Below are 26,391 nucleotides of genomic sequence, written 5' to 3' on the forward strand. Positions count from 1 at the left end.
GACGGGGATGCAAGGTGCTATCGAGGTGGTAATGATGCTGCTGTCCGTTCTGCAGGCCAACGCTGTTGTCCTGGACGTCGACGCCAATCTGAAGACAGTCGATGCGGCGGCACAGCGTGCTGCCGCGGCCGGGGCCTCGTTGTTGCTGACGCCCGAGCTCTTCCCAGTCGGGTATGCGCCGCTGAGGCTCCACGCGGAGCTCGATCCAGCGGTTATCCCGGGCATCCGAGGGCGTCTGGCGGACATCGCCCGCACGCACGGAATCGGACTGGTCTACAGCCTGCCGGCACCAGCTGCCGACGGCAGCTGGCATATCTCCGCCACCCTTCTGGACGCGCGCGGAGCCGTGCTCCTGGACTACGACAAGGTGCACCTCTTCGGCGAGGAGGAGCGAAAGGCGTTCGCCGCCGCCCAAGCAGCTCCCGGCGTCGTGGACTTCAACGGGGTCAAGACGTCGCTGCTGATTTGCTACGACGTCGAGTTTCCCGAAACTGTCCGCGCTGCGGCCATGCGGGGCGCTGAGCTTCTGCTGGTTCCCACCGCACTGTCCGCGGGCTTCGACGCCGTGCCGCAGGTCCTGATCCGGGCCCGGGCGCTGGAGAGCCAACTCAACGTGGCCTACGCGAACCATAGCGGCCACGAGGACGGCTGTGACTTCCTTGGCGGAAGCGTGGTGGCCGGTCCGGACGGTTCATTGCTCGCTGCCGCCGGGGATGGTGCGGCATTGCTGTTCGCCGAGATCTCCACGGAAAGCGTCACGTCGGCCCGTGAACAGGTGCCGTACCTGAAGGAACGCCGCCCGCAGCTGTACCGCGAGTGGGAAGACTCCGCTCCACAAGGTTGAGGGTCTGAATGCATGGGACGGAACCGTGGCTCAGCAGTTGATCCCGGGCGCTCGTAAGCCAACCGGCCGAGCCCACACACGGATTCCGAGAATGAGGCCGCGTCCGTCGCCAAAGAATGGCAGAAGGAAGACTGCATGCAACAGGAACCAGTACTGCAGGAATGAGCCGGGTGCGAGCAGGGCAATCAGCGCCCCGACCAAGCAGGATGCACTCGGACCTAGTGTCGCCACGATTGCGATCTGCCACCCGTAGAGACGCCCGACGGGAATGACGGAAAAGCGAAGGACTCCGGCAGATATCACGATGTCTGAAACCCCGCGAAACAGCCTCATGCCCGCAACATGGGACCACTCATGCACCAGAAAACCGCCCAGCAGGAAAAGTGCATGCACAAGGAGCCACAGGCCGGCCTGGAAAAGGATTGGGTCAGTCGTCACGGCGGCCAGGAAGGTGCACGCAATGAAGCTGAGAACGACGGCGGCGAATGGCCATCTGCATGACCATATGAGTTGCTTGGCTATCAGGCCGACGGTCGCATCCGGGAGTGTGATCGTGCGAACGGTCAACCCTGGTCTGCTCGTAGAAGTCGCTTCTTGTGGAGCTTCAGTCGTTCCAGGACTGCAGCAACGGCAACATAGAAAACCAAGCATGCCGCGAAGACCAAAGCGATGGGCGCGCTGTTCGACACCCCGATTTCCAATGCGGTCGCCCCGTCGGGCTGTTCATGAGGCTCGAAGAAGAGCGCGCCGAACAGGCCATACTTCCTGACTCCTATTTCTGACGCCGAGAACATCGTGGTGATGAAACTCGTGACAACGACGATCATGGTGACAACAAAAGAGACTGTCAGCCCGGCGATGAATCTAAGCAGCCACTTCATGGCGCGCAATCCTCTCCATTCTTCGCATACCCAAGATGCTGTAAAAGACGACCAGTATGTTAAGGGCGGCAAAAATTGCCGCACTGATAATTGGATCAAAGTTGAAGACGTTCAAACCAAGCGCCACAATCATGACGACTATCACCGTCAGCAGGACTCCGATGATGACGGTGAATGGGTTTCCCTTCTCGGGAGGGAAAGCGATGCCAACCAGGGTTGATATGAGTATGTTGCTCAAGCAGAATCCGAGCACTGGCAGACAGGCTTCAAAGGAAACTCCCTGGGCCACGGAAATCGTGATGACTGGGATGCCCGCAACCGTCAGGAGGATGCCTTGCGAGCCCACGAGGCGCAAGTAGTTCGCAACGGTGCGGCCCGGATAGGTGACCATGCGTCGGAGAGGCTCCGAGTTTGAAAATGCGTAGACTCCCTGAAACGTTATGAGAGCAAGGGCGTAGGGTGGCAACTCCAGATGCTCGAGCCAGGCGAAGACCGAATAGATGGTGATAAATGAAACGGCCACCATTGTTTCGAAACTTCGAAACAAGACCAGAAGGTAAACGCCGAACTTGCTCCCTGCCAAGCGTGAAGGCAGAAATGCGAAGAAGCGACGCATCGGAACGTAGTTCCTGGGCGCGATCGCCACTATTGCTGGAATAATTGCTGCTGATGTCGCAAGCAGCACTAAAATGAAAAACCAGATCCCGACGTCTCCCTGCAGCTTCGCGTAGAGCAATACCGGTGCATTGTATTCACGCCCGAATACGTAGCTTTCGGCGATTTTGCTACTCTGCTCGTTGGTTTGAGGAAAGGCCACGACCAGCCCGAGAGCCAGCACCATCGGGACTACCAGGCCGCGAAGTCGGGCAATCCTGAGAGCCTGTAGAGCACGTTCAAGGAGGTAGTAGCCGAGGCTCAGGAGTAGGTAGGTTGAAATAGCGGGGAACCAGATGGACACCAGAACCCTCGGAATGTAATCAGTTCCCTCGATCAGCACGGTTGAAATGGAAAATGCACCGAAAACGAACACGGTCATCAGGAGAACGAGGGACGACTCAAAGAGCGCAAATGCCATCGTCCTTTCCTTATTGGTCACCGGCAGATTAAAGGAGAGCTTCAGAAGCTCATCTGCCTTCATGAACAGCACCCGAATTAGTGTGTAGGCGATAAGTACCCAGAATCCGACCGATGCGTTGGCGACTTGAAGAACGGGCTCAAGCAGGCCGGTACCACCGAGATACTGGCGGATGACCACGTAGCTCAACACGTTGAAGCCGGCGAACGCGGCAACGAGCAGGATACCGGCTGAAAGCCGAGCGGCCGGGCTTGCCAACAGACCTCGCCCCAAGACGCGTCTCACGATGAAGAGCCAGAACAATCGAAACAGCAGAACTACGCTCTTGATGCGCATCTAAGATGGCTCCATTGCCTGAATGAACTCGTTGGCAAGGTCAGCTATCGTGCCGTGATCTTGGATAATTTTCCGGACCGGAGCCTGAACCACCAGGGCCCCTTGGACGAGGAGTGCCAACTCGTCAGCGACGTGCTCCAACATGGTGAAGTCATGGCTGCACAGCAGAACTGAGCGGCCTTCTTTAGCAAGATTCCGGATATCGCGCTCGAAGAGGTTGATCGCATCGATGTCGACGCCATTGAGGGTCTCATCGATTACGGTAAACCTTCGCCGGAGCATGAACGCGGCGATGAGTTGCAGCTTCTTCCTCATGCCGTGTGAGTAGTCTTCGATCAAGTCGCGGTGCCTGTCGCGCATGGAGTGCCTGGCGAATTGCGTCCTCAGTGCCGCGTGATCCATGGGTTCTCCATACAGCCCGTGCATGAAACGCACGTATTCCTCCCCTGTAAGGAACTCAGGGAGGTAATCATTGCTCGACAAGTAGATCGACGACATCTTGGCGCTGCGGCTCTGACTACTGTCAGACCCGATGCAGACGCGGCCGCTTTGAAGTTGGAGCAGATCCAGGATGACCTTTATCAGCGTGGACTTTCCAGACCCGTTGGGACCAATGAGGCCCATGACCCGGTCCTCTGCGATCGTGAACGAGACATCGTGAAGCACTTGGGTTCTGGGGTTGTAGGCGTAGTTGACGTTGGCAACACTGAGAGTCATGAGGCTTGATTCCGATGCTCTGGTCGTGGTGGCACGTTGTCAGTGCCACCACGACGGCTGGCTTGTAGCGAGCTACCTGCATTCAACGAACACAGAGACACCCCATTGGCTCCAACTCCAGTTGCCGGTGAAGCGGCCTCGGCCCTGCGTCAGGCACCAGATGGCCATCGCTGCGAGCAATGCAAAAGCAAGCACCATCAGGACGGCGAGAACGACTAGAAACCAGCCGTCGTAGCGAACAATCATTTCGTCAATCTTGGTTCGTGCAGATGCAATCGTGCTGCTTGCGTTCAATGCGGTCGTAGTGAGCATTTCGTTCCTCCATTTCGATTTGAGCTACTGGCGGATCCCGTGTAGCCGGCACCCGAATGGTAGGCCGCGAAAACCGCGTCTCAGTGGTCAAACGGCGAAATTAAGTGGTGGAACGGGGCAAAATACGTGCAAAATCGACGTTTCTCAGTGTGCCTGCAGTCCTGTCTACGTGTTTTGAGCAGCACGGCACGGAGACAGCCAGGAAGTCGCGAAGACTAGGTGTCCCCTCCGCCCACCAAGCCGTCCGTGTACTGGAGCGCGATCCAAAGCTCCGCCCGCACCTGGGCAAGGTTCAGGTCGGCGTCGAGCAGTTCGGCGAGCAGGCCGATCTGGCGGCGCACGCTGTTGCGGTGCAGTCCCAGCAGTTTGGCGGAGGCGTCCCAGCTGCCGTTTTCGCTGAGCCAGCCCCGGAGTACCGCTAAGAGGGGATCGCGCCGATCGGCTTCTAAAGCGAGTACCGGTTCAAGGAGCCTCGCGGCAAGCATGGATCCGGCCTCGCGTCCCAGGAGTCCCGTAACGGACCAGGTCACCTCGTCGACGCGGGCGCTCCGTCCGCTGGACTGGACCCGGGATCGCAGCGATGTTACGCGTTGGTGCGCTGCGGCGAGGCCGGTCAGTTCCGTCGGCTCTCCGATGACGAGCCGCCAGCCGAGCTTTTCGACGTCCGCCAGGAGCGAGTCGTCCACCTTCAAACGAGTGATGGCAGCGAATCCGTAATCGGTGATTTCCACCAGTTTGGTGTCGAAGAGGCGACGCCACTGCAGTAGCTCGCGCACCGGGCTGTCGCCGGCAGGCCACTCAGGCGAGTCCACCTTGATGCCTTGGACCACGCGCAGGGGAGCGGATCGCGTAGAGGACAGGCTCTGGGCGAGGAGGTCCTTGAGCCCGTTGACGTGCCGGGTCCCGCCGGTGGCAAGGGTTTCAGGGTGCAAAAGCAACGCCGTCGCCAATTGGCTCGGCGCGAGCGAGCCGCTGGTCCGTTGGCGGACGAGCAACTCCAGCAACCCCACGACGGACTGCACCACGCTGTTCTGGGCGGGAGTCAGCGCGGCGTCCGAGCCCAGGATCAGGGCGCCCAGGTTGGCGTCCTTGGTGCTCCGGAGCGGATGGCCGAAAACCATCTCCGATCCCGGCTGCTCAAAGCCGTCCACCTCTACCCGCGGCCCGCTGCCGGAAAGGAGCCGTTCGAGCATGGGCTCCAGCGATGAATGCTCGACGCCGGTGCTGCCGCCGGCAGCGTGGGCACGTGCACGCACCCGCCCATCCGCTCCGACGAGAAGTGCCCAGACGGGCACCTTCTGGACCAACGCGGCAAGCAGCTCGTGTTCCGGTCTGGGGGAGAGGACCGCCCGCATGAGTTGCCGGTTGGTGTCCGCGAGCTGGCGGAAGACCTTCGCGTTATCGGACTCCAGGAGCTGGGAGAACTCAAGGCCGATCGCGGCGAACGGGATGGACTCCGGGATCTCGATCAAAGTGAGCTTATGCCGCCGGCACGCCTTGAGCAGCTCGGCCGGGACGGCGTCGAAATACGGCCTGATCCCGAACCCCAGCGCCGCCACCTTGGCCCCCACCAGCCGCTTCACATACGCGTCGACATTGTCGCTGGACCCGCCCTCTCCCAGGAAGGGGAGTCCCGCGGTCAGCAGGAACTCCCCGTCCGGCAGGTAGGGCGTGGGATCGTCCAGTTCGCTGGGTTCAACCCAGCGCAGCAACTCCCCGCCGCTGCCGCCGTCGTGGAGTATCTCCAACTCGGGCGGCAGCTGCTTCAGGAACTGCTCAAGCGTGACGAAACTCAGGCGGCTGGGGCTTGGCTCAGGAGACATCGCTCGCGGCCTCCTGGTAATCGGGGCACTCGTAGGCGCTGGACTCATACACACGCGGGAGTCGCGGTGCGATCCGGTTGATGATCTCGTCACCGTGGCTTCCGATGGCGGCGCCCCAATCGTCGGCGCTCGCAGCCCCTCCGGCCGGATCGCCGAACAGGACCGCCGTGTCGCCGACCTCGATCCCGGAAGCATCCGGACCGAGGTCCACCATGAACTGGTCCATGCATACCTTGCCGATCACGGGGACTTTCCGTCCGGCGATCTGGACCAGGCTCCGGCCGTTGACGCCCTTGGGGATGCCGTCGGCGTAACCGAGGGGGATGAGGCCGAGATAACGCGGCTCGTGCGTGATGGCCTGATGTTCGTAGCTGACGCCGGTCCCCGCCGGGACCTTCTTGACCATGACGAGCGGCGCCGTCACGCTCAAAGCGGGGCGCAGCCCGAAGTCGGCGGGATCCAGGTGGTCGGCGGGGGCCAAGCCGTAGATCGCCAGTCCAGCGCGGACCATGTCGAAATGGAATTCGGGCCGGTCCAGGATGTTTGCCGAGCTCGACACGTGCCGCAGCTGCGAGTCCAGTCCGGCGGCGCGGGCTTCGTCAACGGCGTCTTCGAACTCCGCCACGGCTGCAGCGTTTCCAGGATGGGCGGGAACGTCGGCCCAGGCCAGATGGGTCCAGATGCCGCGAACCAGAACCGTGCCGTCCTCTTCGGACTTGCGAGCCTGGGCCACGAGTTCGGACCAGTCTTCCTTGCGAGCGCCGCCGCGGCTGAGGCCGCTGTCCAGTTCCAGGTGCACGACGGCGGGGCGGCCCAATTGCCTCGCGATCCCGGCCAGGACCTCAAGTTGAGCGACGCTCCCAAGAGAAACGTCGACGTCGTACTCCAGTGCTTCCCGGATGGTCGCGCTGGTCTGGGATGCCAGATATAGCCAGGACAGGACCGGCACCGTGATGCCCGCCTTGCGCAAGGTGATCGCTTCGCTCAATTGGGCGGTTCCCAACCAATCAGCTCCTGCCGCCACCGCCGTGCGGGCCACCTCCACGAGGCCGTGACCGTAGCCGTTCCCCTTGACGACGGCCATGAAATGCGGCGCGGCAGTGCGCTTTCTGAGGGCTTTGATGTTGTCTGAAATCGCAGACAGATCAACGCTGACCTGCCCGGAGAGCGCCGCTTCCGGCGTCGTTTCTGATTGTGCAATACGTCTCATGGTTGATCACTATAGGTCATTTTGCACCGCCGTGAGAGCTGGCTCACAGGCTTACGGTTGTCAGGGGAATCCGCCAACTACTCTGAAGGGACGTCAACGGTGACTGTGCCTACCTCCACCCAGACGAAGCCAACGCACGCCACGAATACGGACGCCGGCCACGCCGCCCTCCGCCCGGGGCTCGGTTCGCAGCTGCTGCGCCGCAAGCCGATCGGGCAGATGGTCAGCGAGGCCGGAAGCGGCAAGAGCGGTACGCCGTTGGTCCGCAGCTTCGGCGTCCTCCAGCTCACGATGATCAGTGTCGGCGCGACCCTCGGCACCGGCATCCTGGTGATCCTGGGTGAATCCGTGCCGCTGGCCGGGCCCGCAGTCTGGATCTCCTTCGTGGTGGCAGGCCTTGCCGCCTTGTTCTCGGCCGTGTCCTACGCGGAGATGGCGGGCCTCGTGCCCGTTGCCGGATCCAGCTACTCCTACTCCTACGCCACGATGGGCGAGGGCATGGCCTGGATCTGTGGTTGGTGCCTCGTCCTCGAATACGCGGTCTCCGTCGCAGCCGTCGCCGTCGGTGCGGGGCAATACGTGAACGAAACCCTCTCCGCGTTCGGGCAAGTCCTGCCGGATGCGATGTCGCAACCACCGGGCAGCGGCGGAGTGGTCAACATACCGGCCATGCTGATCGTCGTCCTCGCGATGATCCTGCTGGTGCGCGGGGCCAAGGAAAGCGCCTGGATCAACACCGCGATCGTGACCATCAAGATCGTCATCCTGTTGTTCTTCTGTGCCGTTGCCTTCACCGCATTCAACGCCGGCAACTTCGAACCCCTCATGCCCATGGGTGCCGCAGGCGTCTCTGCCGCCGCCTCCCGGGTATTCTTCTCCTACATCGGCTTCGACGCAGCCTCCACCGCTGGCGAAGAGGCACGCAACCCCAAGCGTGACCTGCCCCGGGCCATCCTGCTCTCCATGGTGATCGTGACCAGCATCTACGTCCTGGTAGCCGTGGCCGCCATCGGCGCCCGTCCCTGGGAATGGTTCGGCGGCACCGAGGCAGCACTCGTCCAGATCCTCGAGGAAACCACCCACCAGCCCTGGATCGCGCTCGTCTTCTCCATCGGAGCCGTGCTCGCCATCGCCAGCATCGTTCTGACCGTGCTCTACGGCCAGACCCGCATCCTGCTCTCCATGTCCCGCGACGGACTGGTCCCGGAGGTCTTCGGCCGGATCTCCCCGCGCACCGGCACCCCGGTGGCCGGAACGCTCATCGTGGGCACCGCCGTCGCACTCACCGCGGGACTCGTCCCGCTCGGTGCGCTGGCCGACGCCACCAGCATCGGCACCCTCTTCGCGTTCGCGCTCGTCAACGTCGCCGTCATCTACCTGCGTCGCAACCGCCCGGAGCTCACGCGCAGCTTCCGCGTCCCGCTCTACCCAATCACCCCCGTCCTCGGCACGCTGATGTGCGCCTACCTCATGGCCAACCTGGGTGCTGACACCTGGGTGGTGTTCGGTGGCTGGATGCTGGTAGGCATTGCCCTCTACTTCGGCTACGGACGCCGGAACTCCAAGGTAGCGGCGCTCAGTGAAGAGGAATACCGTGAACTATCCGCAAGGGTCACCGACCCGGAAACTGTGAAGGCAGAACTTTCATGACCATCGCCACCGAATTGCCCACGGAACCCACACCCCGTGGTGACACCGGGATTACCCAAGCAACGCCGGCTGACGCTCCCATCACGATGCTGAACCCGGACTTCCCGTTCAGCTACGACCACTACCTGGCCCACCGGGACGGTCTGGCGGTTGTTCCGCCGGAGCTGTACGGCACGGAGGTCGCGGTGATCGGTGCCGGCTTGTCGGGACTGGTCACGGCCTACGAGCTCATGAAGCTCGGGCTGCGCCCCGTTGTCTATGAGGCTGACCAGATCGGCGGACGGTTGCGCACCGCGAGCTTCCCCTCCGCCCCCGGCGTGGTGGCAGACCTCGGCGGCATGCGCTTCCCGGTGTCCGGAAAGGCGTTCTACCACTACGTGGATCTCCTCGGCCTCGACACCCAGGAATTCCCCAACCCGCTCGCTCCCGCAACATCGAGCACCGTGATCGAGCTGGCAGGACAGAAGCATTACGCCGCCACCTCCGCCGACCTTCCGGAGTTCTTCCACGAGGTTGCCGCAGCCTGGAAGGCAGCCGTGAATGACGGCGCCGCGTTCCAGGAAATGCAGGAGGCGATCCGGGCCCGCGACACCAAGCGAATCAAGGAGCTATGGAATGAGCTGCTCCCGCTCCTCGACGAACAGACCTTCTACGGCTTCATCGCCGCGAGCACGTCCTTTAAGGAGGCCGGATTCGCGCACCGCGAGGCGTTCGGCCAAGTAGGTTTCGGCACCGGCGGCTGGGACACGGACTTCCCCAACTCAATCCTTGAGATCCTGCGCGTCGTCTACACCGACGCCGATGACCAGCACCGCCTCATCACCGGTGGAGCGCAACGGCTCCCCGAGGCACTCTGGCACCACGCGCCGTCGGGCATGGCCCACTGGCCCGAGGGCACCTCGCTCGCCTCGCTGCATTCCGGCTCCCCACGCGGAGCCGTGGACCGCATCGAACGAGGCAGTGTTGACGGCCCTTCGGGCCAACTCATGGTGCGCGAACGTTGGGGCCGCGAAACCGGGTACCCCGCCGTCGTGACCACGTGCCAGTCCTGGCTGCTGTCCACGCGCATCCATACCCAGGAATCGTTGTTCCCCGCGGAATTATGGACCGCGATCGAGCGCTCGCACTACATGCAGTCGTCCAAGACGTTCGTTATGGTGGACCGGCCGTTCTGGAAGGACATCGACCCCGAAACGGGCCGCGAAGTGTTGTCCATGACGTTGACCGACCGGCTCAACCGGGCAACGTACCTGCTCGACGACGGTCCGGACAAGCCTGCCGTCATCCTCCTGTCCTACACGTGGAACGACGACGCTCTGAAGTGGCTCTCGCTCAGCGCCGAAGAACGGGTCAAGCTCATGCTGCACTCGCTTGAGCAGATTTACCCGGGTGTGGACATTGCGAGCCACATCGTTGGCCAGCCCATCACCGTTTCCTGGGAAGCCGACCCCAACTTCATGGGCGCCTTCAAGGCCAACCTGCCCGGCCATTACCGCTACCAGCAGCGCTTGTTCACGCACTTCAAGCAGGACAAGCTGCCGGAAAGCCAGCGGGGCATCTTCCTGGCGGGCGACGACGTCTCGTTCACCGCAGGCTGGGCCGAAGGCGCCGTCACCACGGGACTGAACGCCGTGTGGGGCGTGGTGAACCACCTCGGCGGTTCGTCCGTGGCAGGCAACCCCGGTCCCGGCGACGTGTTGGACGAGCTGGGGCCGATCAGCCTGGACTAGCTTTGCGCGTGCATCCCGCGGTGCGCCGCGGCCAGCTCCCGGTAGTGCGCCGCGTTGCGCTTTACGCCGTCGAGCTCTTCTTCGCTCAGTTCGCGGCGCACTTTGGCGGGCACTCCGGCAACCAGGGAGCGGGGCGGGATGACGGTTCCCTCAAGCACGACGGCGCCGGCGGCCACCAGCGAGCCGGTACCGATGACGGCGCCGTTCAGGATGGTGGCGCTCATGCCGATGAGGCAGTCGTCCTCCACGGTGCATCCGTGGACGACGGCGCTGTGGCCGACGCTGACGCGCTCGCCGACGGTGCAGGGGAAACCCGGGTCGGCGTGCAGGACCACATTGTCCTGGAGGTTCGAGCCGGCGCCGACGCTGATGGCGGCGGTGTCGGCACGGACCGACACGCCATAGAAGGCGCTCGAGTCCGCGCCGAGGGTGGCCTTGCCGATGATGGAAGCCGTGGGTGCCACGAAGGCAGTGTCATGGATGGTCGGGGTATCCCCGGCAAACGTGTAAATGGGAGCCATGGGGCAAGCCTAGATGACGGCGTCCGGTCCACCCATCCCAACTGGGTCGCATTTGTTGTCGTTATGAGCACTGAAAACGACAACAAATGCGAGTCAGTTGGGTGGGCCGGAAGGAGTCCGGAGGACGAGGAACTGGTAGTGCTGCGTCCTCTGGCCCGCACCAGTTCCGGACTCGGCTCCCGTGCCCTCGGGCCAGGTCTCGAAGTGCTCGACGTCGCCGTGCGCACCAAAGATGCGTCGCACGTCGTCGTCGCTCCGCCGGCTGAGGAACCGCCGCGGCTCGTCGTGGTCCTCGGGGTTGAGGACTTCTTCATCGTCACCGGACCAGAGCCCGACGGCGATTGGCGCACCAGGCGCGCTGACCCGCACGAGTTCACGGACGACGTCGTGGATTACCGCGTTGGGGACGTGCAGGAGGGTGCCCATGGTCCACACGGCCGGGAAAGTGGCATCGGCGAACGGCAGGGACCGGCCGCTGGCAACGCTGGCGTCGAGCCCTTTGGCGCGGGCGGACTGGATGCTCTCCTCGGACAGGTCAACGCCCGTGTAATGCAGTCCCGCCCGCACGAAATCCAAACCTTCGACGCCTGTGCCGCAGCCAAGTTCGAACAGAGAGTGCCGGTGTTCGTCCTTGAGCAGGCGAATGAACCAATCGCGGCATTCCGTCCGATGCGGGGTCATAGGCCCGGTCCCGTCCATGGTCCCAGCGTAGAACACATATCAGCTCGCAGTAGGTGTCGTTATGAGGCGTCAAAACGACATTAAATGCGAGTCAGTTGGGTGGGGAGAGCGTTAGTTGAACACCACCGTGCGGGTGCCGTCGAGCAGGACGCGGTGTTCGGCGTGCCACTGCACGGCCTGGGCGAGCGTGCGGCCTTCGACGTCGCGGCCCATCTGCACGAATTGCTCGGCCGTGCGGGCGTGGTCCACCCGGATGACTTCCTGCTCGATGATCGGACCCTCGTCGAGGTCCGCCGTGACGTAATGCGCAGTTGCGCCGATGATCTTCACTCCCCGGGCATGCGCCTGGTGGTAGGGCTTGGCGCCCTTGAAGGACGGCAGGAAGGAGTGATGGATGTTGATGGCCTTGCCGTTGAGCTCGGTGCAGAGCTCGTTGGAGAGGACCTGCATGTACCGCGCCAGGACGGTCAGCTCGATGCCGTGCTCGTGGATGAGTTCGAGCAGCTTCGCCTCGGCCCGGGGCTTGGTGTCCGGGGTGACCGGGATGTGGTGGAAGGGGATCCCGTAGAACTCCGCCAGGCCTTCGAGGTCCCGGTGGTTCGACACGATGGCCGGTACCTCGATGGGGAGGGTTCCGGTGCGTTGCTGGAAGAGCAGGTCGTTGAGGCAGTGTGCGTCCTTCGAACCCAGGATCAGGGTACGGACTTTCTGGCCCACCGGGTTGATCTGCCACTTCATGCCGAATGCTTGGGCCACCGGGGCCAGCGCCGAACTCAGCTCGGCCTCGGTCGAGGACGTGGTGGCTTCCACCCGCATGAAAAAGTTTCCCGTGCTGGGGCTGCCGTATTGCTGGGAATCGGCGATGTTGCAGCCTGCCTCCAACAAGGCGCCTGCAACGGCGTGCACAATTCCGGGCCGGTCCGGGCAGGACAGGGTTACAACAAAAGACGTAGGCAGGGTGGATTCAGTCACACGATCAAGCCTACCGTTGCGCACCTGTTGTACTGTTTAAGTCGTCGCGACTGGCGTTGGGTGGTGTACCACCAGGGAGCGGCACTGATGAAGACCACGGATCGTACGCCTGGGCCGAGGGTCACGTTTTACCGTCGCTCTGCCACGCCCCGTAATCAAAGGCATGGAAAAAACCCAGCCGGTAGCCTGACCTGTAGAAATACCCGTTGCCTATCCAGGAGATCTTCGTGACCACCTCCACCATCACCTCCGCGACCATCAGCAACCAGCCGCTCGCCGAGCTCGACCCCGAGATCGCCGCGGTTCTGGAACAGGAACTCGGCCGCCAGCGCGGCACCCTGGAAATGATCGCTTCCGAGAACTTTGCGCCCCGCGCCGTCATGGAGGCCCAGGGTTCCGTCCTGACCAACAAGTACGCTGAAGGCTACCCGGGCCGCCGCTACTACGGTGGCTGCGAATACGTGGACATCGCCGAGCAGCTGGCCATCGACCGCGTGAAGGCCCTCTTCGGCGCAGAGTATGCCAACGTGCAGCCGCACTCCGGCGCGCAGGCCAACGCAGCAGCCCTGTCGGCCATGATCACTCCCGGCGACAAGATCCTCGGCCTTTCGCTCGCCCACGGCGGCCACCTGACCCACGGCATGAAGCTCAACTTCTCCGGAAAGCTCTACAACGTAGCTGCCTACCAGGTTGAAGAAGACACCTTCCGCGTGGACATGGACAAGCTCCGCGAACAGGCCATTGCCGAGAAGCCCCAGGTCATCATCGCCGGCTGGTCCGCTTACCCGCGCCACCTCGACTTCGCTGCCTTCCGTTCCATCGCCGACGAGGTCGGTGCGCTCCTCTGGACGGACATGGCCCATTTCGCGGGCCTCGTCGCAGCAGGGCTGCACCCGAGCCCGGTGCCGCACTCCGACGTCGTTACCTCCACGGTGCACAAGACGCTCTCCGGCCCCCGCTCCGGCGTGATCCTCGCCAAGCAGGAATGGGCGAAGAAGCTCAACTCCAACGTGTTCCCGGGCCAGCAGGGCGGCCCGCTCATGCACGTGATCGCCGCGAAGGCTGTTGCCTTCAAGATCGCTGCCGGCGAGGAATTCAAGGAGCGCCAGGAGCGCGTCCTCGAAGGTGCCAAGATCATCGCCGATCGCCTCAACCAGGCCGACGTCGCCGAAGCCGGCGTTTCCGTGTTGACCGGAGGAACCGACGTGCACTTGGTCCTCGTGGACCTGCGCAACTCGCAGCTGGACGGCCAGCAGGCCGAAGACCTCCTGCACTCGGTGGGCATCACCGTCAACCGCAACGCCGTTCCGTTCGACCCCCGTCCGCCGATGGTCACCTCCGGCCTGCGCATCGGTACCCCGGCCCTGGCTACCCGCGGCTTCGGTGCCACCGAATTCACCGAGGTTGCCGAGATCATCGCTTCGGCGCTGAAGGCCGGCTCCGCCACCGATGTTGAAGCCCTCCAAGCCCGCGTCGACAAGCTCGCCGCCGACTTCCCGCTGTACCCGCAGCACGAGCAGTGGTGAACCCTTCCATGACGCAGACCGCGAAGATCCTTGACGGCAAGGCCGCTGCCGCCGCCATCAAGTCTGAGCTGACCGAGCGTGTCGCCGCGCTGAGGGCCCACGGCATCACTCCGGGCATTGCCACTGTGCTCATTGGTGCTGACCCTGCCTCGCAGCTTTACGTGTCCATGAAGCACAAGCAGTCTGTGGAGATCGGGATGAACTCGATCCAGCGAGAGCTTCCGGCGGACGCCACCCAGGCCCAGGTTGAGGCCCTCATCGACGAACTCAATGCGGACCCCGCCTGTCACGGCTATATTGTGCAGCTGCCGCTGCCCAAGCACCTGGACACCGACGCCATCCTCGAGCGGATCGACCCCGCCAAGGATGCAGACGGCCTGCACCCGACCAACCTGGGCCGGCTGGTGCTCAACGTCAACGGAGAGATCACCTCGCCGCTGCCGTGCACGCCCCGCGGTGTCATCGAGCTCCTGGAGCGCAACGGCTACAGCCTCGCCGGCAAGCACGTTGTGGTGGTCGGCCGTGGCGTCACGATCGGCCGCTCGATCGGCCTGCTGCTCACCCGGCGGGCCGTGAACGCCACCGTGACCCTGACGCACACCGGCACCAAGAACCTCCCGGAGTTGCTGCGGCAGGCAGACGTGATTGTGGGCGCGGCGGGTGCCAAGCACATCGTCAAGCCTGGGGACGTGAAGCCGGGCGCGGCCGTGCTCGACGTCGGCGTCACCCGTGAAACCGACCCCGAGACGGGCAAGAGCAAGGTCCACGGCGACATCGATCCCGCCGTTGCCGAGGTGGCCGGCTGGATTTCGCCGAACCCCGGCGGCGTGGGTCCCATGACCGTGGCGCTGCTCATGACCAACGTGGTCGAAGCAGCGGAACGCCAATTGGCAGCGGGAAGCGTCTCCGGCGTCGCCTGATATTGCTTCCCACCAGCGCGTAGGGCGCCTACTCCCGCAGGAGTAGGCGCCCTACGCCGTTAACCCGACGACGCGGGCGCCGTCCGCGGCTAGGCTCGGAGCATGCAGCGGCGATTCCAGGGCCCTCCCACGAGTTTCATCGTGATCGCGGCGGCCCTGATCCAGGTCCTCGGGACCGTCTTCTCGGCGAGCCACCAAGCCGGCCCCCGCCCCTTGGACCCGCTCGCGTTCCTGCTGTTGCTGGCGGGCCCCGCGGCCCTGGCTTTCCGGACCCGCAGGCCCGCCGTCATGCTGCCGACCACCCTGGCGGCCACGGCCATCTACCTCCTCCTTGGTTATGCCTGGGGTCCCATCGCGCTGTCCCTGGCGCTCTCGATCATCCTGACCGCCGCCGCGGGGTTGCGCTGGCTGGCGTGGCTTGGGGCCGGGATTTCGGCCGCGGCCGTCGTTCTGACGGCTGTCCTCGCCGGGGATGAGACAGGGCTTGTCCGGGCCTCCGCCGGCGTTGCCTGGGCGGCGATCCTCGTCCTGATCGGTGAAGGCTTCCGACGGCGGGGCGAACGGATGGCCGAATACCGGCGACGGCGGGAGGCCGCGAAACAGGCCGAACGGGACGAATACCGCCTCACCCTCGCCCGTGACATCCACGACGTGGTGGCTCACTCCCTGTCGATGATCAACGTCCAGGCCTCCGTGGCGCTCCACCTGGGCACGAACGATCCCGAGAAGCTCCGCCCGGCGCTGGAAGCCATCAAGGCCGCGAGCAAGGAATCCCTGGCCGAGGTCCGTCAACTCCTCGGGGTGCTGCGCGACGACGCCCCGCTCAGTCCCGCGGCACCGCCGAATCTGGGACGGATCCTGGAACTCGTGGAAGACGCGCGGCGCGGCGGGCTGGAGGTGCGGTTCGAGAACTCCCTAGACGGGGACAGAGTAGGTGCTGCACAGCAGGAAGCTGCCTACCGGATCGTCCAGGAAGGGCTGAGCAACGTCCGCAGGCACTCAGGCGCGGCGTCCGCCGTCGTGCATCTGGACGTGGCAGGGAACGCGCTGACCGTCAGGATCGACGACGACGGCGCAGGCCTCCGGGGAGCGCCCGCGGGGAACGGATTGAGGGGCATGCGCGAGCGCGTCGAGGCCCTCGGCGGCATTCTCGGCCTCACGTCGCTGGAGCCCGGGCTGCGCGTGGAAGCGAACCTCCCGTTGAACCCCGTGCAAGGACACCAGGCATGATCCGTTTGCTGCTCGTCGACGACCAGAACCTGATCCGGGCCGGATTCCGGGCCCTCCTGGACGCCGAACCGGACATGGAAGTGGTGGCCGAAGCCGGTACCGGCCGGGATGCCGTCAGGCTGGCCGAGCGCGAGGCGCCCGACGTCGTCCTCATGGACATCCGCATGCCCGATGGTGACGGACTGGCCGCCACCAGGGACATCCTGGCCAACCCCGGCCTCGCGCACACCCGCATCATCATCCTCACCACGTTCGAGCTGGACGAATACATCGCCGAAGCCGTGCGCGCGGGTGCCGCAGGCTTCCTCGTCAAGGACACCGAACCGGAGGAACTGATCCGCGCCGTGCGGGTAGTGCACGACGGCGACGCCCTCCTTTCGCCGTCCGTGACACGCCGCATCATGGCCCAGCTCGCCCTGCACAGCAAAGCGGCGTCGAAGACCGTGCCCCTCGACCAAATCACTGAGCGCGAGCGGGAAGTCCTTGCATTGGTAGGGGAGGGCCTGAACAACGCAGAGATCGCCGAGCGGCTCTTCATCACCCCACTGACGGCGAAGACGCACGTTTCACGGATCATGACCAAACTGCTGGTCCGGGACCGTGCGCAATTGGTGGTGCTGGCGTACGAATCCGGCCTGGTCCGGCCCGGCTGGAGCAGCTAGCCAGGGCACGCAGTCTCCCGGGGGAGTAGGCGGCAGGCCGCAAGTGACTCCCGGTGGCCGACGCGATTCGATGGGCCGAAAACCAGACTGGAACCAGAGCCGAGATACGGCCTGTTGAGAGTTTGGACTGGACATGTTGACATCACTGAGCACCACCCTCGGCGTCGCGGCCGCCCAGCTGCCCGCCGACGTCGTCCATGGACCCGGGGGCGGATTCGTCTTCTGGCCGTTTTTCCTCCTGATCCCGCTGTTTTGGATCCTCGTGATTGGATTCTTCATCTTCTTCGGGCGCCGGATGTGGCGCCGTAACCACTACTGGGCAGCAACCCAGGGCGCCGAAAGCGTGCTGAGGGAGCGCTACGCACGCGGGGAAATCGACGAGACCGAGTACCGCCAGCGCCTGGAAGTGCTACGGGCACATCCCACGAAATGAGGAACCGGCGGATTCTGCTGGATCACTCGCCGGGATGAACCATCAGGCCTTGGAACCACGCGGTTCCAGGGCCTGAGGTGTGGAGTGATCCAGCAGCATGCCGCGCAGGGTCCAGCAGGTTAATCCAGAAAATTGCGGAATACCTCTTTCACGCATTCCTTGGCTCTACTAGTCTGCTGGGGTGCACAATGAAGCCACCCGCTCTTTCTCCACGTCAGCCAGCTTCGAGATGAACCCAGCCGCAGTCATCACAGCCGAAAACCTCACCAAGAGCTACGGCGAGCTCACCGCCGTCGACGGTATCTCGTTCGAGGTTCCGGCAGGGGAGTCCTTCGGCCTGCTTGGCCCCAACGGCGCCGGCAAATCGACCACCATGAAAATGATCGGCGGGGTCTCCCAGCGCACGTCCGGGAAGCTCAGCATCATGGGCCTGGACCCGGAAACCCATGGGCCGGAAGTCCGTGCGCACCTCGGAGTGGTACCGCAACAGGACAACCTGGACGAGGAACTGAAGGTCCGCGAAAACCTTATTGTCTATGGCCGCTACTTCGGCCTGCCCTTGAGCTACTTGCGCCCCAAGGCCGACGAACTGCTCGAGTTCGCCCAGCTGACGGACAAGGCCAGGTCCAGGGTCGATGCCCTTTCGGGCGGCATGAAACGGCGCCTCACGATTGCCCGCTCGCTCATCAACGAACCGAAGATCCTGCTCCTGGACGAGCCCACCACGGGGCTGGATCCGCAGGCCCGCCACATCCTCTGGGACAGGCTGTTCAGGCTCAAGGAGCAAGGTGTCACGCTGATCCTTACAACGCACTACATGGACGAGGCCGAACAACTTTGCGACCGGTTGATCGTGGTGGACAAAGGCCGGATCATGGCCGAAGGCTCGCCGGCGAGCCTGATCCGCGAATATTCCACCCGCGAGGTCCTGGAACTCCGCTTCGGTTCGGAACGCAACTCCACCATCGGCGTCGAACTCGCGGGCATCGGCGAACGCGTCGAGACGCTACCGGACCGGGTGCTCATCTACGCGAACGACGGCGAAGCGGCGCTCGAACAAGTCTCCGCACGCCGGCTCCGACCCTTGACCTCACTGGTGCGGCGTTCTTCGCTGGAGGACGTCTTCCTCCGGCTGACCGGACGGAGCCTCGTTGATTAGCGCCCACTCCCCGGCTGTCTCGGCCAGCCGGGCGAAGCGCTGGGGATCCTTCTTCTACGCCGAGCAGGTCCTGCGAGTGATGCGTGGCTACGGCTGGTCGGTGTTCCTGTACAGCGTGGGGCAGCCGGTCGCCTACCTGTTCGCGATGGGCATCGGGCTCGCGAGCCTCGTGGATGCGAACAGCGGGGCGGTGTTTGGTGGCGTGAACTACTTGACCTTCATCGCGCCGGCGCTGTTGGTCTCATCTGCGGTCATGACGGCGTCGGGGGACTTTTCCTACCCGATCATGGACGGCTTCAAATGGCGCCGCGTGTTCTACGGCCCGCATGCCTCCCCGCTGGTGCCGCAGCAGATCGCCGCGGGCCACATCATGGCCAGCGCCTTGAAGTTCCTGGTGCAATCGGTGGTGTACTTCGCCATCGTGGCCATGTTCGGTGCGTCGCCGAGTCCGTGGGGCTGGGTGTCGGCGATAGTTGCCACGGTGGCCGGGCTGTCCTTCGGGCTGCCGCTCATGGCCTATGCCTCGACCATCACCAAGGACTCCGGCCAGTTCGCGCTGGTGCAGCGATTCATCGTGGTGCCGCTGTTCCTGTTTTCGGGCACGTTCTTCCCGCTGGATTCGCTGCCGCTGGGAGTGCGCTGGATCGGTTGGATTTCCCCGGTCTGGCACGGCACGCAGCTGGGCCGCGTCTTCACTTATGGACTCGAGGAGAATCCCTTGTTGACGCTGGTCCACGTCCTGTTCCTCGTGGGAGCTGCCGCTGCGGGTTGGACGCTGACACGACGGCAGTTCGCCAGGAGGATGGGCGCATGAGCGTACTGACCGGCGGCCACAGTGCCACTGACGCTGCCCGTGAACGCACCTTCGGTCCGCTGTACTCCCGCAACGCGCTCGCCGTGGTGTCCCGGGGCCTCATGGCCGCGAAAAGCAGCACCTGGTTGATCCTGGTGTCCGGGTTCTTCGAGCCGGTGCTTTACTTGGTCTCCATGGGCGTGGGCCTCGGCCCCATCGTAGGTACTGTGGCGGGCCCGGGAGGCCAGGAAATCAGCTATGCGGCCTATATCGCGCCCGCGCTCCTGGCCGTGTCTGCCATGAACGGAGCCGTCTATGACTCCACGTGGAACGTGTTCTTCAAGATGAACTTCGCCAAGCTGTACCAGGGAATGCTCTACACCTCCCTCGGACCATTGGACGTAGCCATCGGGGAGATCTTCCTGGCCCTGCTGCGCGGACTCCTGTATGCCACGGGGTTCACCGCCGTCATGGCCGTCATGGGACTCACCACCACGCCATGGGCCATCCTCGTCATTCCGGCCTCGGTGCTGATCGCTTTCGGCTTTGCGAGTTTCGGCATGGGCATCACCAGCTTCATGAAGACTTTCCAACAGATGGACTGGATCAACTTCTTCATGCTGCCCATGTTCCTTTTCAGCGCCACCTTCTACCCGCTGAGCGTCTACCCGCAATACATCCAGTGGCTCATCCAGGCGATGCCCCTGTGGCACGGCGTGGAACTCCTGCGGCAGATCAGCATTGGTTCCTTCAGCCCGGCAACGGCAGTCCATATCGCCTACTACCTCGTGATGATCGCGCTCGGCATCACCCTCACGACCGGAAGGTTGCGCAAGCTCTTCCTGAAATAGCGGCGCAGGCTGTTCGCCGGGGGTGGAAGCGAGGGGTTCGTCGCCCGGAGTTTGCGACAATGGGTGCATGCGATCCCTCGGCGACTCCCCGTCATCTGTTCCCTCGTCCGCTTCCGCCCGGAGCCCCTTCAAAGGCTTCCGCATCGGCGGACTGGGCATGACGGTGGTGCTCATCGCCTTCCTGGTGGCCGTCATCTTCGCCGCCAACCACAACGACGTCGTCGGCTGGATCGTTGCCGTTATCTCCTTCGGCTGGCTCGCGCTCGCCGCTTTCGTGGTCTTCAGCATCCAGAAGGCCGCCCGGCGGGCCGGTGAAAAACTCACCGAAGCCCAGAACGCCTTCAACGCGGCAACCGGCCGGGCGCCGTCGTCGTCGAGCGCCGATCACGGTGGCACCCGGGTGGTCTCGGAACGGAACGAAGCGGACGAAATGCGGGACCTCAAACTGGACCACTCTTTCAAGATCGTCCAGGTGCAGGTACGCGTGGTGGAGGACGAACGCGCCAAGGGCGACGCCGCCGATCAGGACACCATCAACCGCGCCTTGGAAACCATCGCCATTACATCAAGCAATGCCCGGGACATGATCAAGTCCTCCAGCGGCGGCGACGAGCCCGTTTCGGGCACCATCATCGACTAGAGTAGGCGGGGTGAGCTCGGCATTGAAGAAGGACTTCCTTCGCATCGCAACGGTCAACGTCAACGGCATTCGCGCCGCCTACAAGAAGGGCATGGCGGAGTGGCTGGAACCCCGCGACGTCGACATCCTGTGCCTGCAGGAAGTCCGCGCGCCTGACGAGGTGGTCAACCAGCTCATCGGCGAAGGCTGGTACATCCTCCACGCCGAAGCCGAGGCGAAGGGCCGTGCCGGCGTCGCTATTGCCTCCCGGCAGGAACCCGTTGCCACCCGCGTGGGTATCGGCGACGACTACTTCGCCACGACTGGACGCTGGGTCGAAGCGGACTACGTCGTGCGGGACCGCGGCGGCAAGGACACTACGCTGACGGTCGTCAGCGCTTATGTGCACTCCGGGGAAGCGGACACGCCCAAGCAGGTGGACAAGTACCGCTTCCTGGACGTCATGACCACAAGGCTTCCGGAACTTGCCAAGCACAGCGAGCACGCCCTGGTGGTCGGCGACCTCAACGTGGGCCACACCGAACTCGACATCAAGAATTGGAAGGGCAACACCAAGCGTGCCGGTTTCCTTCCTGAGGAGCGCGCGTACTTCGACCGCTTCTTCGGCGACGAGATCGGATGGAGGGATGTCCACAGGGGCCTGGCAGGAAATGTCGAAGGCCCCTACACCTGGTGGTCCCAGCGCGGTAAGGCCTTTGACACCGACACTGGCTGGCGCATCGACTACCACATGGCCACTCCCGGACTCGCGGCAGCCGCACTTTCGGCCGTCGTTGACCGGGCGCCGTCGTGGGACACCCGTTTCTCCGACCACGCACCGCTGGTAGTCGACTACCAGCTCTAAGCTTTCGAAAGTTTCCTCATGACCAGTTCCACCACGACTGAACCCGCTGCAGCCGCAGCCAAGGCAACATCAACCAAACTGGCCGCCGGGGCCAAGCACCGCGTGCTGTCCGGCATGCAGCCCTCCGCTGATTCCCTCCACCTGGGCAACTACCTCGGTGCCCTGGTCAACTGGGTCCGCATGCAGGACGAATACGACGCCATCTTCTTCATCCCGGACCTGCATGCCATCACGGTGCCTCAGGATCCCGCTGAGCTGGCCCGCCGTACGCGCGTTACCGCCGCGCAGTACATCGCCGGCGGCGTCGACGTGAACAAGTGCACGCTGTTCGTCCAGTCGCAGGTTCCTGAACACGCCCAGCTGGCGTGGGTCCTCGGCTGCATCACAGGCTTCGGCGAGGCCTCGCGCATGATCCAGTTCAAGGACAAGTCGCTTCAGCACGGTTCGGACCATGCAAGCGTCGGGCTCTTTACGTACCCGATCCTGCAGGCCGCCGACATCCTGTTGTACCAGCCACACGGGGTGCCCGTAGGCGAAGACCAGCGGCAGCACATTGAGCTCAGCCGCGACCTCGCCCAGCGTTTCAACAGCCGCTACGGCGAGACGTTCCAGGTGCCGCAGGCCTTCATCCAGAAGGAAACGGCCAAGATCTACGATCTCCAGAACCCGACGGCCAAGATGTCCAAGTCCGCGGAGTCGCCGGCCGGCCTGATCAACCTGCTCGATGACCCGAAGATCACGGCCAAGCGCATCAAGTCGGCAGTCACGGACACCGAGACGGAAATCCGCTTCGACCGCGAAGCCAAGCCCGGGGTGTCCAACCTGCTGAGCATCTACTCGTCCATCAGCGGCCAGCCGGTGGAGAAGATCATAGCGGACTACGAAGGCAAGATGTACGGCCACCTGAAGGTCGACCTCGCCGAACTCGTTGCGGCCCACCTTGGGCCGATCCGGGACCGCGCCAACGAGTTGCTGGCCGATCCGGCCGAGCTCGACCGGCTCCTGGCCCACGGAGCGGACAAAGCGCGCGAAATCGCCTCGGCCACCCTCGCCGACGTCTACGCCAAGGTGGGCTTCCTGCCTTACGGCGGAGCACAAGGAATCCGCTAAAGCCATGTGCGCAGCTGGCAAGCTCAGCGTCCAGGTCGGCTCCCGTTCAAGGGGAGCCGGCCAGGCCACTGATGCCCGCCGGGACGAGGCTACGCGGCAGTCTGCCAGCGCCTGCGGGGACAGCCTGTGCGTAGGAGTCATCCTGGGCTTCCCCAGGGAGGTCGCCCAGGAACTCCAGCAATGGCGTGCTTCCTTCGGTGATCCCATGGCAGAGGTCATTCCGGCCCACATCACCCTCGTCACCACTACGCCCGCCCAGGACTGGGAGGCCACCCGCGAGCATGTTCGCGATGTAGCCCGCCGCCAGGCACCCTTCAAGATCACGATTTCCGGCACAGGCTCCTTCCGGCCGGTCTCACCAGTGGTGTTCCTGAAGGTGGAAGACGGTTTCGAGGAGTGCGTGGGCCTTCACGAACAGCTGCAGACAGGGCCGCTGGAACGCGATCTTCCTTTCCCGTACCACCCGCACGTGACGGTGGCCCACGATGTCGCCCCGGAAAGCCTGGACGAGGCCGAAACGGTGCTCAAGAACTACACCGCCACCTTCCCGGTGGTTAGCATGGGACTTTACGAGCACGATGACAATGGCATCTGGCAGCTACGGGAAGAGCTCGACTTTGGCGGCGACGCAGATCAATCACGGAAACGCACAGCACAACGACCGGCAGCAGGCCGAGAGGCCACCTCTGCCGACTGAAGGCGCGCAGCTGAAGCTGCAGCTCATTCACCGGCAGGTCGAATGGGGCAAAGCCCGGCGCTCGGGCAATCGGGGCGCCACGATACCGGCGTTCATCAACCTTGCCCTCGCGCGGCTGGGCAATTTCCGGCCCATGCGCGCCTTCAATCTCTACAATCTGCGCCATGGTCCGCTCTTGAGCGCCGGCATTGGCTTCACCATGTTCTTCTCCGTGACGGGCTTGCTGGCAACGGGTTTCGCCGTGACCGGCTTGGTCCTCAACGGACAGCCCCAACTGGTTGATTCAATTGTCTCCAGCGTCGCCACGGCGGCCCCGGGACTTTTGAAAACCAGCGGCGGCAACGGCCTGGTGGATCCGCATGATCTGTTGAATCCCACGGGCCTTGGCTGGACTGCCGCCATAGCCGCCGTCGTCACCGTATTTACCGCGCTCGGCTGGATCGCCGGAATCCGGGAGGGACTTCGCGGAGTCATCGGGCTGGACCCCTTGCAGGAGAACCCGCTGCTGATGAAGGCGCGCGACGCCGGTACCCTCCTGCTGCTTGGCGCGGCCCTGGTGGTCAGTGCCGGTGTTTCGCTTGTGTTCGGGACGGCGGCCGGATGGATCATCGACCGGCTCGGAATGGCTGACGCAGTGGCCGGCCCTGTCACTTGGCTCGTTCGCACGGCCGTTCCGCTGGTCCTCAACTTGGCGACGGCGGTCATCATGTTCCGTTTCGCGGGCCGCCTGAAACTTCGCCGCCAGGCGTTCGTGGAAGGAACGGTGCTTGCCGGCATCGGAACCACCATCCTCCAGATCTTCAGCACGGAATTGCTGGCGAACGCCGGACGGAACCCCATTCTGGCCTCATTCGCCATCATCATCGGGCTTCTCATCTGGTTCAACCTGGTCAGTCAGGTCTATTTACTCTCCGCAGCGTGGGCGGCCGTCAGGGAAGCGGATACAGGTGCCAGCGAGCACCCCAGGCCTGCCCTCGGATCGCGGCACCCTTCGCCGCGCACGTTCCCACGCAAGGGCTCCTGAAGGCTAGCAGAGGCCCAACTGACTAGCAGTTGTTGTCGTTTTGATCCCTCATAACGACAACAACTGCTAGTCAGTTGGGCTGGGGCTCGCGTTAGTCGCCGAGGTATTGACCGGCCCACGCTGAGATGATCCGGGCAACCCGGGCAGCCTGTCCCTTGCCGGTCAACAGGTGGTCGCTGCCTTCGAGCGAAACGAAGCTCCGCGGGTGCCGCGCCGTTTGGAAGATCTCGCTGGCATTGTCGATGCCCACGGTATTGTCCGTGGGGGAGTGCAGGACCATGAGGGGCCGGTGCAAAGTGCGGATGCAGTCCCTGAGGTCGGCCTGCTCCACGTCCTCCACAAAGTGGCGGCGAACCTCCATCCGCCTGCCGCCCAGATTGACTTCTGCGCTGCCTTCACTGAGGATCGTGCTTACTTCGGCGTCGAACATGTGCTCCACGTGCTTGGGCTCGAAGGGAGCGCCCACAGTGGCAACAGCCCGAACCTCGGGAAGACCTAGAGCCGCCGCCAGGACAGCCGCCCCGCCGAAAGAGTGGCCTACCAGCAGGGAGATTTCCTTGTCATCCGCACGCATGAACTCCGCCGCGCGGATAGTGTCCGCCACTTTCACGCTGAACGATCCGGCGGACCATTCGCCCGCAGAGTCGCCCAGCCCGAGGTTGTCGAAGCGAAGCATGCCGACCCCAAGGTCCGCCAAGCCCTTGCAGATACGCGAAGCAGAGGGGCTGTCCTTGCCGAGGGTCAACCCATGGGAGAACACGCCCCAGCCCCGGACCGGGCCCTCGGGAACATCCACGATACCTGCCAGGAGATCTCCGGTGCTGCCTTCGAAGCTGATCTTCATGGATTTGGACACCTGTCCGCCTTTCGTTGTGCGGCTTGCCCGGCTTTCGCGGGCGACTCTTAAAGAACGACGACGGCGTACCCCGCCATGGGGGACACCGTCGTCGTACTCTAACTTCGGAAACTAGATCTTGCGTGCCAGGATAGCCTGCTTGACCTCGGCGATCGCCTGGGTCACCTGGATGCCACGCGGGCAAGCCTCTGAGCAGTTGAAGGTGGTGCGGCAACGCCACACGCCTTCCTTGTCGTTGAGGATCTCCAAGCGCATGTCACCGGCATCGTCACGGGAGTCGAAGATGAAACGGTGCGCGTTCACAATCGCGGCCGGGCCGAAGTACTGGCCGTCAGTCCAGAACACCGGGCAGGACGAGGTGCACGCAGCGCACAGGATGCACTTGGTGGTGTCGTCGAACCGTTCACGGTCCTCGACCGACTGCAGTCGTTCCTTGGTGGGCTCGTGGCCCTTGTTGATCAGGAACGGCATGACTTCGCGGAAGGACTGGAAGAACGGCTCCATGTCCACGATCAGGTCCTTCTCCACCGGGAGGCCCTTGATCGGTTCAACGGTGATGGGCTTGGAGGTGTCCAGGTCCTTCAGCAGGGTCTTGCACGCGAGGCGGTTGCGGCCGTTGATGCGCATGGCGTCGGAGCCACACACGCCGTGTGCGCAGGAACGGCGGAAGGACAGCGAGCCATCGATCTCCCACTTGATCTTGTGCAGGGCGTCCAGCACGCGGTCGGTGCCGTACATCGTCAGCTGGTGGTCTTCCCATACGGGCTCTTCCGAGACCTCGGGGTTGTAGCGTCGCACTCGCAGGGTGATGTTGAAGGTGGGAATTTCCCCGCCTCCACCAATGTGCGCGGGCAGCTCGATCTTGGATGCTGGCTCAGCAAGTTCGGCAGACAT

28 protein-coding genes and 1 riboswitch are annotated in these 26,391 nt (G+C 63.8%); of the genes, 17 read left to right on the forward strand and 11 right to left on the reverse strand.

Features of this window, described 5'->3' with window-relative positions; genetic code table 11:
• Window positions 1–34 precede the first annotated feature (34 nt).
• Both QRN45_RS14135 and QRN45_RS14140 read left to right on the forward strand, forming a co-directional pair.
• The gene (locus tag QRN45_RS14135) at window positions 35–844 is read left to right on the forward strand and encodes a nitrilase-related carbon-nitrogen hydrolase (RefSeq protein ID WP_372489703.1); all 810 of its coding nucleotides are present in this window, start codon (window positions 35–37) and stop codon (window positions 842–844) included.
• 354 nt (window positions 845–1,198) lie between these two features.
• A complete protein-coding gene (locus tag QRN45_RS14140) occupies window positions 1,199–1,345 on the forward strand; it encodes a hypothetical protein (RefSeq protein ID WP_264637528.1) in 147 nt (48 codons plus the stop codon).
• A gap of 62 nt (window positions 1,346–1,407) precedes the next feature.
• Here QRN45_RS14140 and QRN45_RS14145 read toward each other — a convergent pair whose 3' ends face one another.
• The 6 genes from QRN45_RS14145 to alr form a co-directional block, all read right to left on the reverse strand.
• The gene (locus QRN45_RS14145) at window positions 1,408–1,725 is read right to left on the reverse strand and encodes a hypothetical protein (RefSeq protein WP_241710477.1); all 318 of its coding nucleotides are present in this window, start codon (window positions 1,723–1,725) and stop codon (window positions 1,408–1,410) included.
• Entirely contained in the window at window positions 1,709–3,136 is a 1,428-nt protein-coding gene (locus tag QRN45_RS14150) for a hypothetical protein (protein WP_284763765.1), read from the reverse strand. The genes QRN45_RS14145 and QRN45_RS14150 overlap by 17 nt, the downstream gene beginning before the upstream one ends.
• Window positions 3,137–3,853, reverse strand: a complete 717-nt coding sequence (locus QRN45_RS14155) for an ATP-binding cassette domain-containing protein (protein WP_284763767.1) — start codon at window positions 3,851–3,853, stop codon at window positions 3,137–3,139. It lies immediately after the preceding gene.
• 72 nt (window positions 3,854–3,925) lie between these two features.
• Window positions 3,926–4,165, reverse strand: coding sequence for a hypothetical protein (locus QRN45_RS14160; protein ID WP_241710480.1), 240 nt, complete (start codon window positions 4,163–4,165; stop codon window positions 3,926–3,928).
• 215 nt (window positions 4,166–4,380) lie between these two features.
• Window positions 4,381–5,988, reverse strand: a complete 1,608-nt coding sequence (locus QRN45_RS14165; RefSeq protein ID WP_284763769.1) for a PucR family transcriptional regulator — start codon at window positions 5,986–5,988, stop codon at window positions 4,381–4,383.
• On the reverse strand, window positions 5,978–7,198 hold the full coding sequence (gene alr, locus QRN45_RS14170; RefSeq protein WP_284763771.1) for an alanine racemase: 1,221 nt from the start codon (window positions 7,196–7,198) through the stop codon (window positions 5,978–5,980). Before alr ends, QRN45_RS14165 begins: the two co-directional genes overlap by 11 nt.
• A 219-nt stretch (window positions 7,199–7,417) precedes the next feature.
• Between alr and QRN45_RS14175 the strand changes: the two genes are divergently transcribed.
• Window positions 7,418–8,848: an amino acid permease gene (locus tag QRN45_RS14175; RefSeq protein WP_284763804.1), complete on the forward strand. Its 1,431-nt coding sequence runs from the start codon at window positions 7,418–7,420 to the stop codon at window positions 8,846–8,848.
• Window positions 8,845–10,578, forward strand: coding sequence for a flavin monoamine oxidase family protein (locus tag QRN45_RS14180; protein ID WP_502870719.1), 1,734 nt, complete (start codon window positions 8,845–8,847; stop codon window positions 10,576–10,578). The genes QRN45_RS14175 and QRN45_RS14180 overlap by 4 nt, the downstream gene beginning before the upstream one ends.
• Here QRN45_RS14180 and QRN45_RS14185 read toward each other — a convergent pair.
• The 3 genes from QRN45_RS14185 to purU all read right to left on the reverse strand — a co-directional run bounded on the left by QRN45_RS14185 (window position 10,575) and on the right by purU (window position 12,752).
• Window positions 10,575–11,099 carry a gamma carbonic anhydrase family protein gene (locus tag QRN45_RS14185; protein ID WP_284763772.1) on the reverse strand — a complete coding sequence of 175 codons (525 nt, stop codon included), beginning with the start codon at window positions 11,097–11,099 and terminating at the stop codon, window positions 10,575–10,577. The genes QRN45_RS14180 and QRN45_RS14185 overlap by 4 nt on opposite strands.
• A gap of 93 nt (window positions 11,100–11,192) precedes the next feature.
• Window positions 11,193–11,798 (reverse strand): class I SAM-dependent methyltransferase, encoded by a 606-nt coding sequence (locus tag QRN45_RS14190; protein WP_284763773.1) that lies wholly within the window; start codon window positions 11,796–11,798, stop codon window positions 11,193–11,195.
• Window positions 11,799–11,891: 93 nt separating this feature from the next.
• On the reverse strand, window positions 11,892–12,752 hold the full coding sequence (purU, locus tag QRN45_RS14195; RefSeq protein WP_078106002.1) for a formyltetrahydrofolate deformylase: 861 nt from the start codon (window positions 12,750–12,752) through the stop codon (window positions 11,892–11,894).
• 36 nt (window positions 12,753–12,788) lie between these two features.
• A riboswitch (ZMP/ZTP riboswitch) is annotated at window positions 12,789–12,874 on the forward strand.
• A 90-nt stretch (window positions 12,875–12,964) separates the two neighbouring features.
• Here purU and glyA point away from each other — a divergent pair.
• The 13 genes from glyA to QRN45_RS14260 all read left to right on the forward strand — a co-directional run bounded on the left by glyA (window position 12,965) and on the right by QRN45_RS14260 (window position 24,641).
• Entirely contained in the window at window positions 12,965–14,278 is a 1,314-nt protein-coding gene (glyA, locus tag QRN45_RS14200) for a serine hydroxymethyltransferase (RefSeq protein WP_502870721.1), read from the forward strand.
• An 8-nt stretch (window positions 14,279–14,286) separates the two neighbouring features.
• A complete protein-coding gene (locus QRN45_RS14205) occupies window positions 14,287–15,198 on the forward strand; it encodes a bifunctional methylenetetrahydrofolate dehydrogenase/methenyltetrahydrofolate cyclohydrolase (protein ID WP_241709456.1) in 912 nt (303 codons plus the stop codon).
• Window positions 15,199–15,300: 102 nt separating this feature from the next.
• Window positions 15,301–16,428 carry a sensor histidine kinase gene (locus tag QRN45_RS14210; RefSeq protein WP_241709457.1) on the forward strand — a complete coding sequence of 376 codons (1,128 nt, stop codon included), beginning with the start codon at window positions 15,301–15,303 and terminating at the stop codon, window positions 16,426–16,428.
• A complete protein-coding gene (locus QRN45_RS14215) occupies window positions 16,425–17,090 on the forward strand; it encodes a response regulator (RefSeq protein ID WP_241709458.1) in 666 nt (221 codons plus the stop codon). The genes QRN45_RS14210 and QRN45_RS14215 overlap by 4 nt, the downstream gene beginning before the upstream one ends.
• Before the next feature lie 133 nt (window positions 17,091–17,223).
• Window positions 17,224–17,523 carry an SHOCT domain-containing protein gene (locus QRN45_RS14220; RefSeq protein WP_078105997.1) on the forward strand — a complete coding sequence of 100 codons (300 nt, stop codon included), beginning with the start codon at window positions 17,224–17,226 and terminating at the stop codon, window positions 17,521–17,523.
• 229 nt (window positions 17,524–17,752) lie between these two features.
• Window positions 17,753–18,682 carry an ABC transporter ATP-binding protein gene (locus QRN45_RS14225; protein ID WP_241709522.1) on the forward strand — a complete coding sequence of 310 codons (930 nt, stop codon included), beginning with the start codon at window positions 17,753–17,755 and terminating at the stop codon, window positions 18,680–18,682.
• A complete protein-coding gene (locus tag QRN45_RS14230; RefSeq protein WP_284763774.1) occupies window positions 18,675–19,496 on the forward strand; it encodes an ABC transporter permease in 822 nt (273 codons plus the stop codon). Before QRN45_RS14225 ends, QRN45_RS14230 begins: the two co-directional genes overlap by 8 nt.
• Complete coding sequence (locus QRN45_RS14235) at window positions 19,493–20,326, forward strand: ABC transporter permease (protein ID WP_284763775.1); 834 nt, start codon at window positions 19,493–19,495, stop codon at window positions 20,324–20,326. Before QRN45_RS14230 ends, QRN45_RS14235 begins: the two co-directional genes overlap by 4 nt.
• 67 nt (window positions 20,327–20,393) lie before the next feature.
• Window positions 20,394–20,966 carry a hypothetical protein gene (locus tag QRN45_RS14240; protein WP_078105995.1) on the forward strand — a complete coding sequence of 191 codons (573 nt, stop codon included), beginning with the start codon at window positions 20,394–20,396 and terminating at the stop codon, window positions 20,964–20,966.
• A gap of 10 nt (window positions 20,967–20,976) precedes the next feature.
• Complete coding sequence (locus tag QRN45_RS14245; protein WP_078105994.1) at window positions 20,977–21,810, forward strand: exodeoxyribonuclease III; 834 nt, start codon at window positions 20,977–20,979, stop codon at window positions 21,808–21,810.
• An 18-nt stretch (window positions 21,811–21,828) separates the two neighbouring features.
• Complete coding sequence (gene trpS / locus QRN45_RS14250; RefSeq protein ID WP_284763776.1) at window positions 21,829–22,920, forward strand: tryptophan--tRNA ligase; 1,092 nt, start codon at window positions 21,829–21,831, stop codon at window positions 22,918–22,920.
• A 4-nt stretch (window positions 22,921–22,924) separates the two neighbouring features.
• A complete protein-coding gene (locus QRN45_RS14255) occupies window positions 22,925–23,617 on the forward strand; it encodes a 2'-5' RNA ligase family protein (RefSeq protein ID WP_264637537.1) in 693 nt (230 codons plus the stop codon).
• Window positions 23,505–24,641, forward strand: coding sequence for a YihY/virulence factor BrkB family protein (locus QRN45_RS14260; protein WP_502870722.1), 1,137 nt, complete (start codon window positions 23,505–23,507; stop codon window positions 24,639–24,641). The genes QRN45_RS14255 and QRN45_RS14260 overlap by 113 nt, the downstream gene beginning before the upstream one ends.
• Window positions 24,642–24,732: 91 nt before the next feature.
• Here QRN45_RS14260 and QRN45_RS14265 read toward each other — a convergent pair whose 3' ends face one another.
• Together QRN45_RS14265 and QRN45_RS14270 are read right to left on the reverse strand one after the other, a co-directional pair.
• Complete coding sequence (locus QRN45_RS14265) at window positions 24,733–25,497, reverse strand: alpha/beta hydrolase family protein (RefSeq protein WP_078105991.1); 765 nt, start codon at window positions 25,495–25,497, stop codon at window positions 24,733–24,735.
• 111 nt (window positions 25,498–25,608) lie between these two features.
• Window positions 25,609–26,391: a succinate dehydrogenase iron-sulfur subunit gene (locus tag QRN45_RS14270; RefSeq protein WP_078105990.1), complete on the reverse strand. Its 783-nt coding sequence runs from the start codon at window positions 26,389–26,391 to the stop codon at window positions 25,609–25,611.

Origin of the sequence: Arthrobacter sp. efr-133-R2A-63 (genome assembly GCF_030209795.1) — a bacterium.
Lineage (GTDB): Bacteria > Actinomycetota > Actinomycetes > Actinomycetales > Micrococcaceae > Arthrobacter > Arthrobacter bambusae_A.

Excerpts from the sequence above, each read along its gene's own strand:
- QRN45_RS14135 (WP_372489703.1), top strand. The coding sequence starts at position 35 with ATGCTGCTGTCCGTTCTGCAGGCCAACGCTGTTGTCCTGGACGTCGAC.
- QRN45_RS14140 (WP_264637528.1), top strand. The coding sequence starts at position 1,199 with ATGCACCAGAAAACCGCCCAGCAGGAAAAGTGCATGCACAAGGAGCCA.
- QRN45_RS14145 (WP_241710477.1), bottom strand. The coding sequence starts at position 1,725 with ATGAAGTGGCTGCTTAGATTCATCGCCGGGCTGACAGTCTCTTTTGTT.
- QRN45_RS14150 (WP_284763765.1), bottom strand. The coding sequence starts at position 3,136 with ATGCGCATCAAGAGCGTAGTTCTGCTGTTTCGATTGTTCTGGCTCTTC.
- QRN45_RS14155 (WP_284763767.1), bottom strand. The coding sequence starts at position 3,853 with ATGACTCTCAGTGTTGCCAACGTCAACTACGCCTACAACCCCAGAACC.
- QRN45_RS14160 (WP_241710480.1), bottom strand. The coding sequence starts at position 4,165 with ATGCTCACTACGACCGCATTGAACGCAAGCAGCACGATTGCATCTGCA.
- QRN45_RS14165 (WP_284763769.1), bottom strand. The coding sequence starts at position 5,988 with ATGTCTCCTGAGCCAAGCCCCAGCCGCCTGAGTTTCGTCACGCTTGAG.
- alr (WP_284763771.1), bottom strand. The coding sequence starts at position 7,198 with ATGAGACGTATTGCACAATCAGAAACGACGCCGGAAGCGGCGCTCTCC.
- QRN45_RS14175 (WP_284763804.1), top strand. The coding sequence starts at position 7,418 with ATGGTCAGCGAGGCCGGAAGCGGCAAGAGCGGTACGCCGTTGGTCCGC.
- QRN45_RS14180 (WP_502870719.1), top strand. The coding sequence starts at position 8,845 with ATGACCATCGCCACCGAATTGCCCACGGAACCCACACCCCGTGGTGAC.
- QRN45_RS14185 (WP_284763772.1), bottom strand. The coding sequence starts at position 11,099 with ATGGCTCCCATTTACACGTTTGCCGGGGATACCCCGACCATCCATGAC.
- QRN45_RS14190 (WP_284763773.1), bottom strand. The coding sequence starts at position 11,798 with ATGGACGGGACCGGGCCTATGACCCCGCATCGGACGGAATGCCGCGAT.
- QRN45_RS14205 (WP_241709456.1), top strand. The coding sequence starts at position 14,287 with ATGACGCAGACCGCGAAGATCCTTGACGGCAAGGCCGCTGCCGCCGCC.
- QRN45_RS14210 (WP_241709457.1), top strand. The coding sequence starts at position 15,301 with ATGCAGCGGCGATTCCAGGGCCCTCCCACGAGTTTCATCGTGATCGCG.
- QRN45_RS14215 (WP_241709458.1), top strand. The coding sequence starts at position 16,425 with ATGATCCGTTTGCTGCTCGTCGACGACCAGAACCTGATCCGGGCCGGA.
- QRN45_RS14220 (WP_078105997.1), top strand. The coding sequence starts at position 17,224 with ATGTTGACATCACTGAGCACCACCCTCGGCGTCGCGGCCGCCCAGCTG.
- QRN45_RS14225 (WP_241709522.1), top strand. The coding sequence starts at position 17,753 with ATGAACCCAGCCGCAGTCATCACAGCCGAAAACCTCACCAAGAGCTAC.
- QRN45_RS14235 (WP_284763775.1), top strand. The coding sequence starts at position 19,493 with ATGAGCGTACTGACCGGCGGCCACAGTGCCACTGACGCTGCCCGTGAA.
- QRN45_RS14240 (WP_078105995.1), top strand. The coding sequence starts at position 20,394 with ATGCGATCCCTCGGCGACTCCCCGTCATCTGTTCCCTCGTCCGCTTCC.
- trpS (WP_284763776.1), top strand. The coding sequence starts at position 21,829 with ATGACCAGTTCCACCACGACTGAACCCGCTGCAGCCGCAGCCAAGGCA.
- QRN45_RS14255 (WP_264637537.1), top strand. The coding sequence starts at position 22,925 with ATGTGCGCAGCTGGCAAGCTCAGCGTCCAGGTCGGCTCCCGTTCAAGG.
- QRN45_RS14260 (WP_502870722.1), top strand. The coding sequence starts at position 23,505 with ATGGCATCTGGCAGCTACGGGAAGAGCTCGACTTTGGCGGCGACGCAG.
- QRN45_RS14270 (WP_078105990.1), bottom strand. The coding sequence starts at position 26,391 with ATGTCTGCCGAACTTGCTGAGCCAGCATCCAAGATCGAGCTGCCCGCG.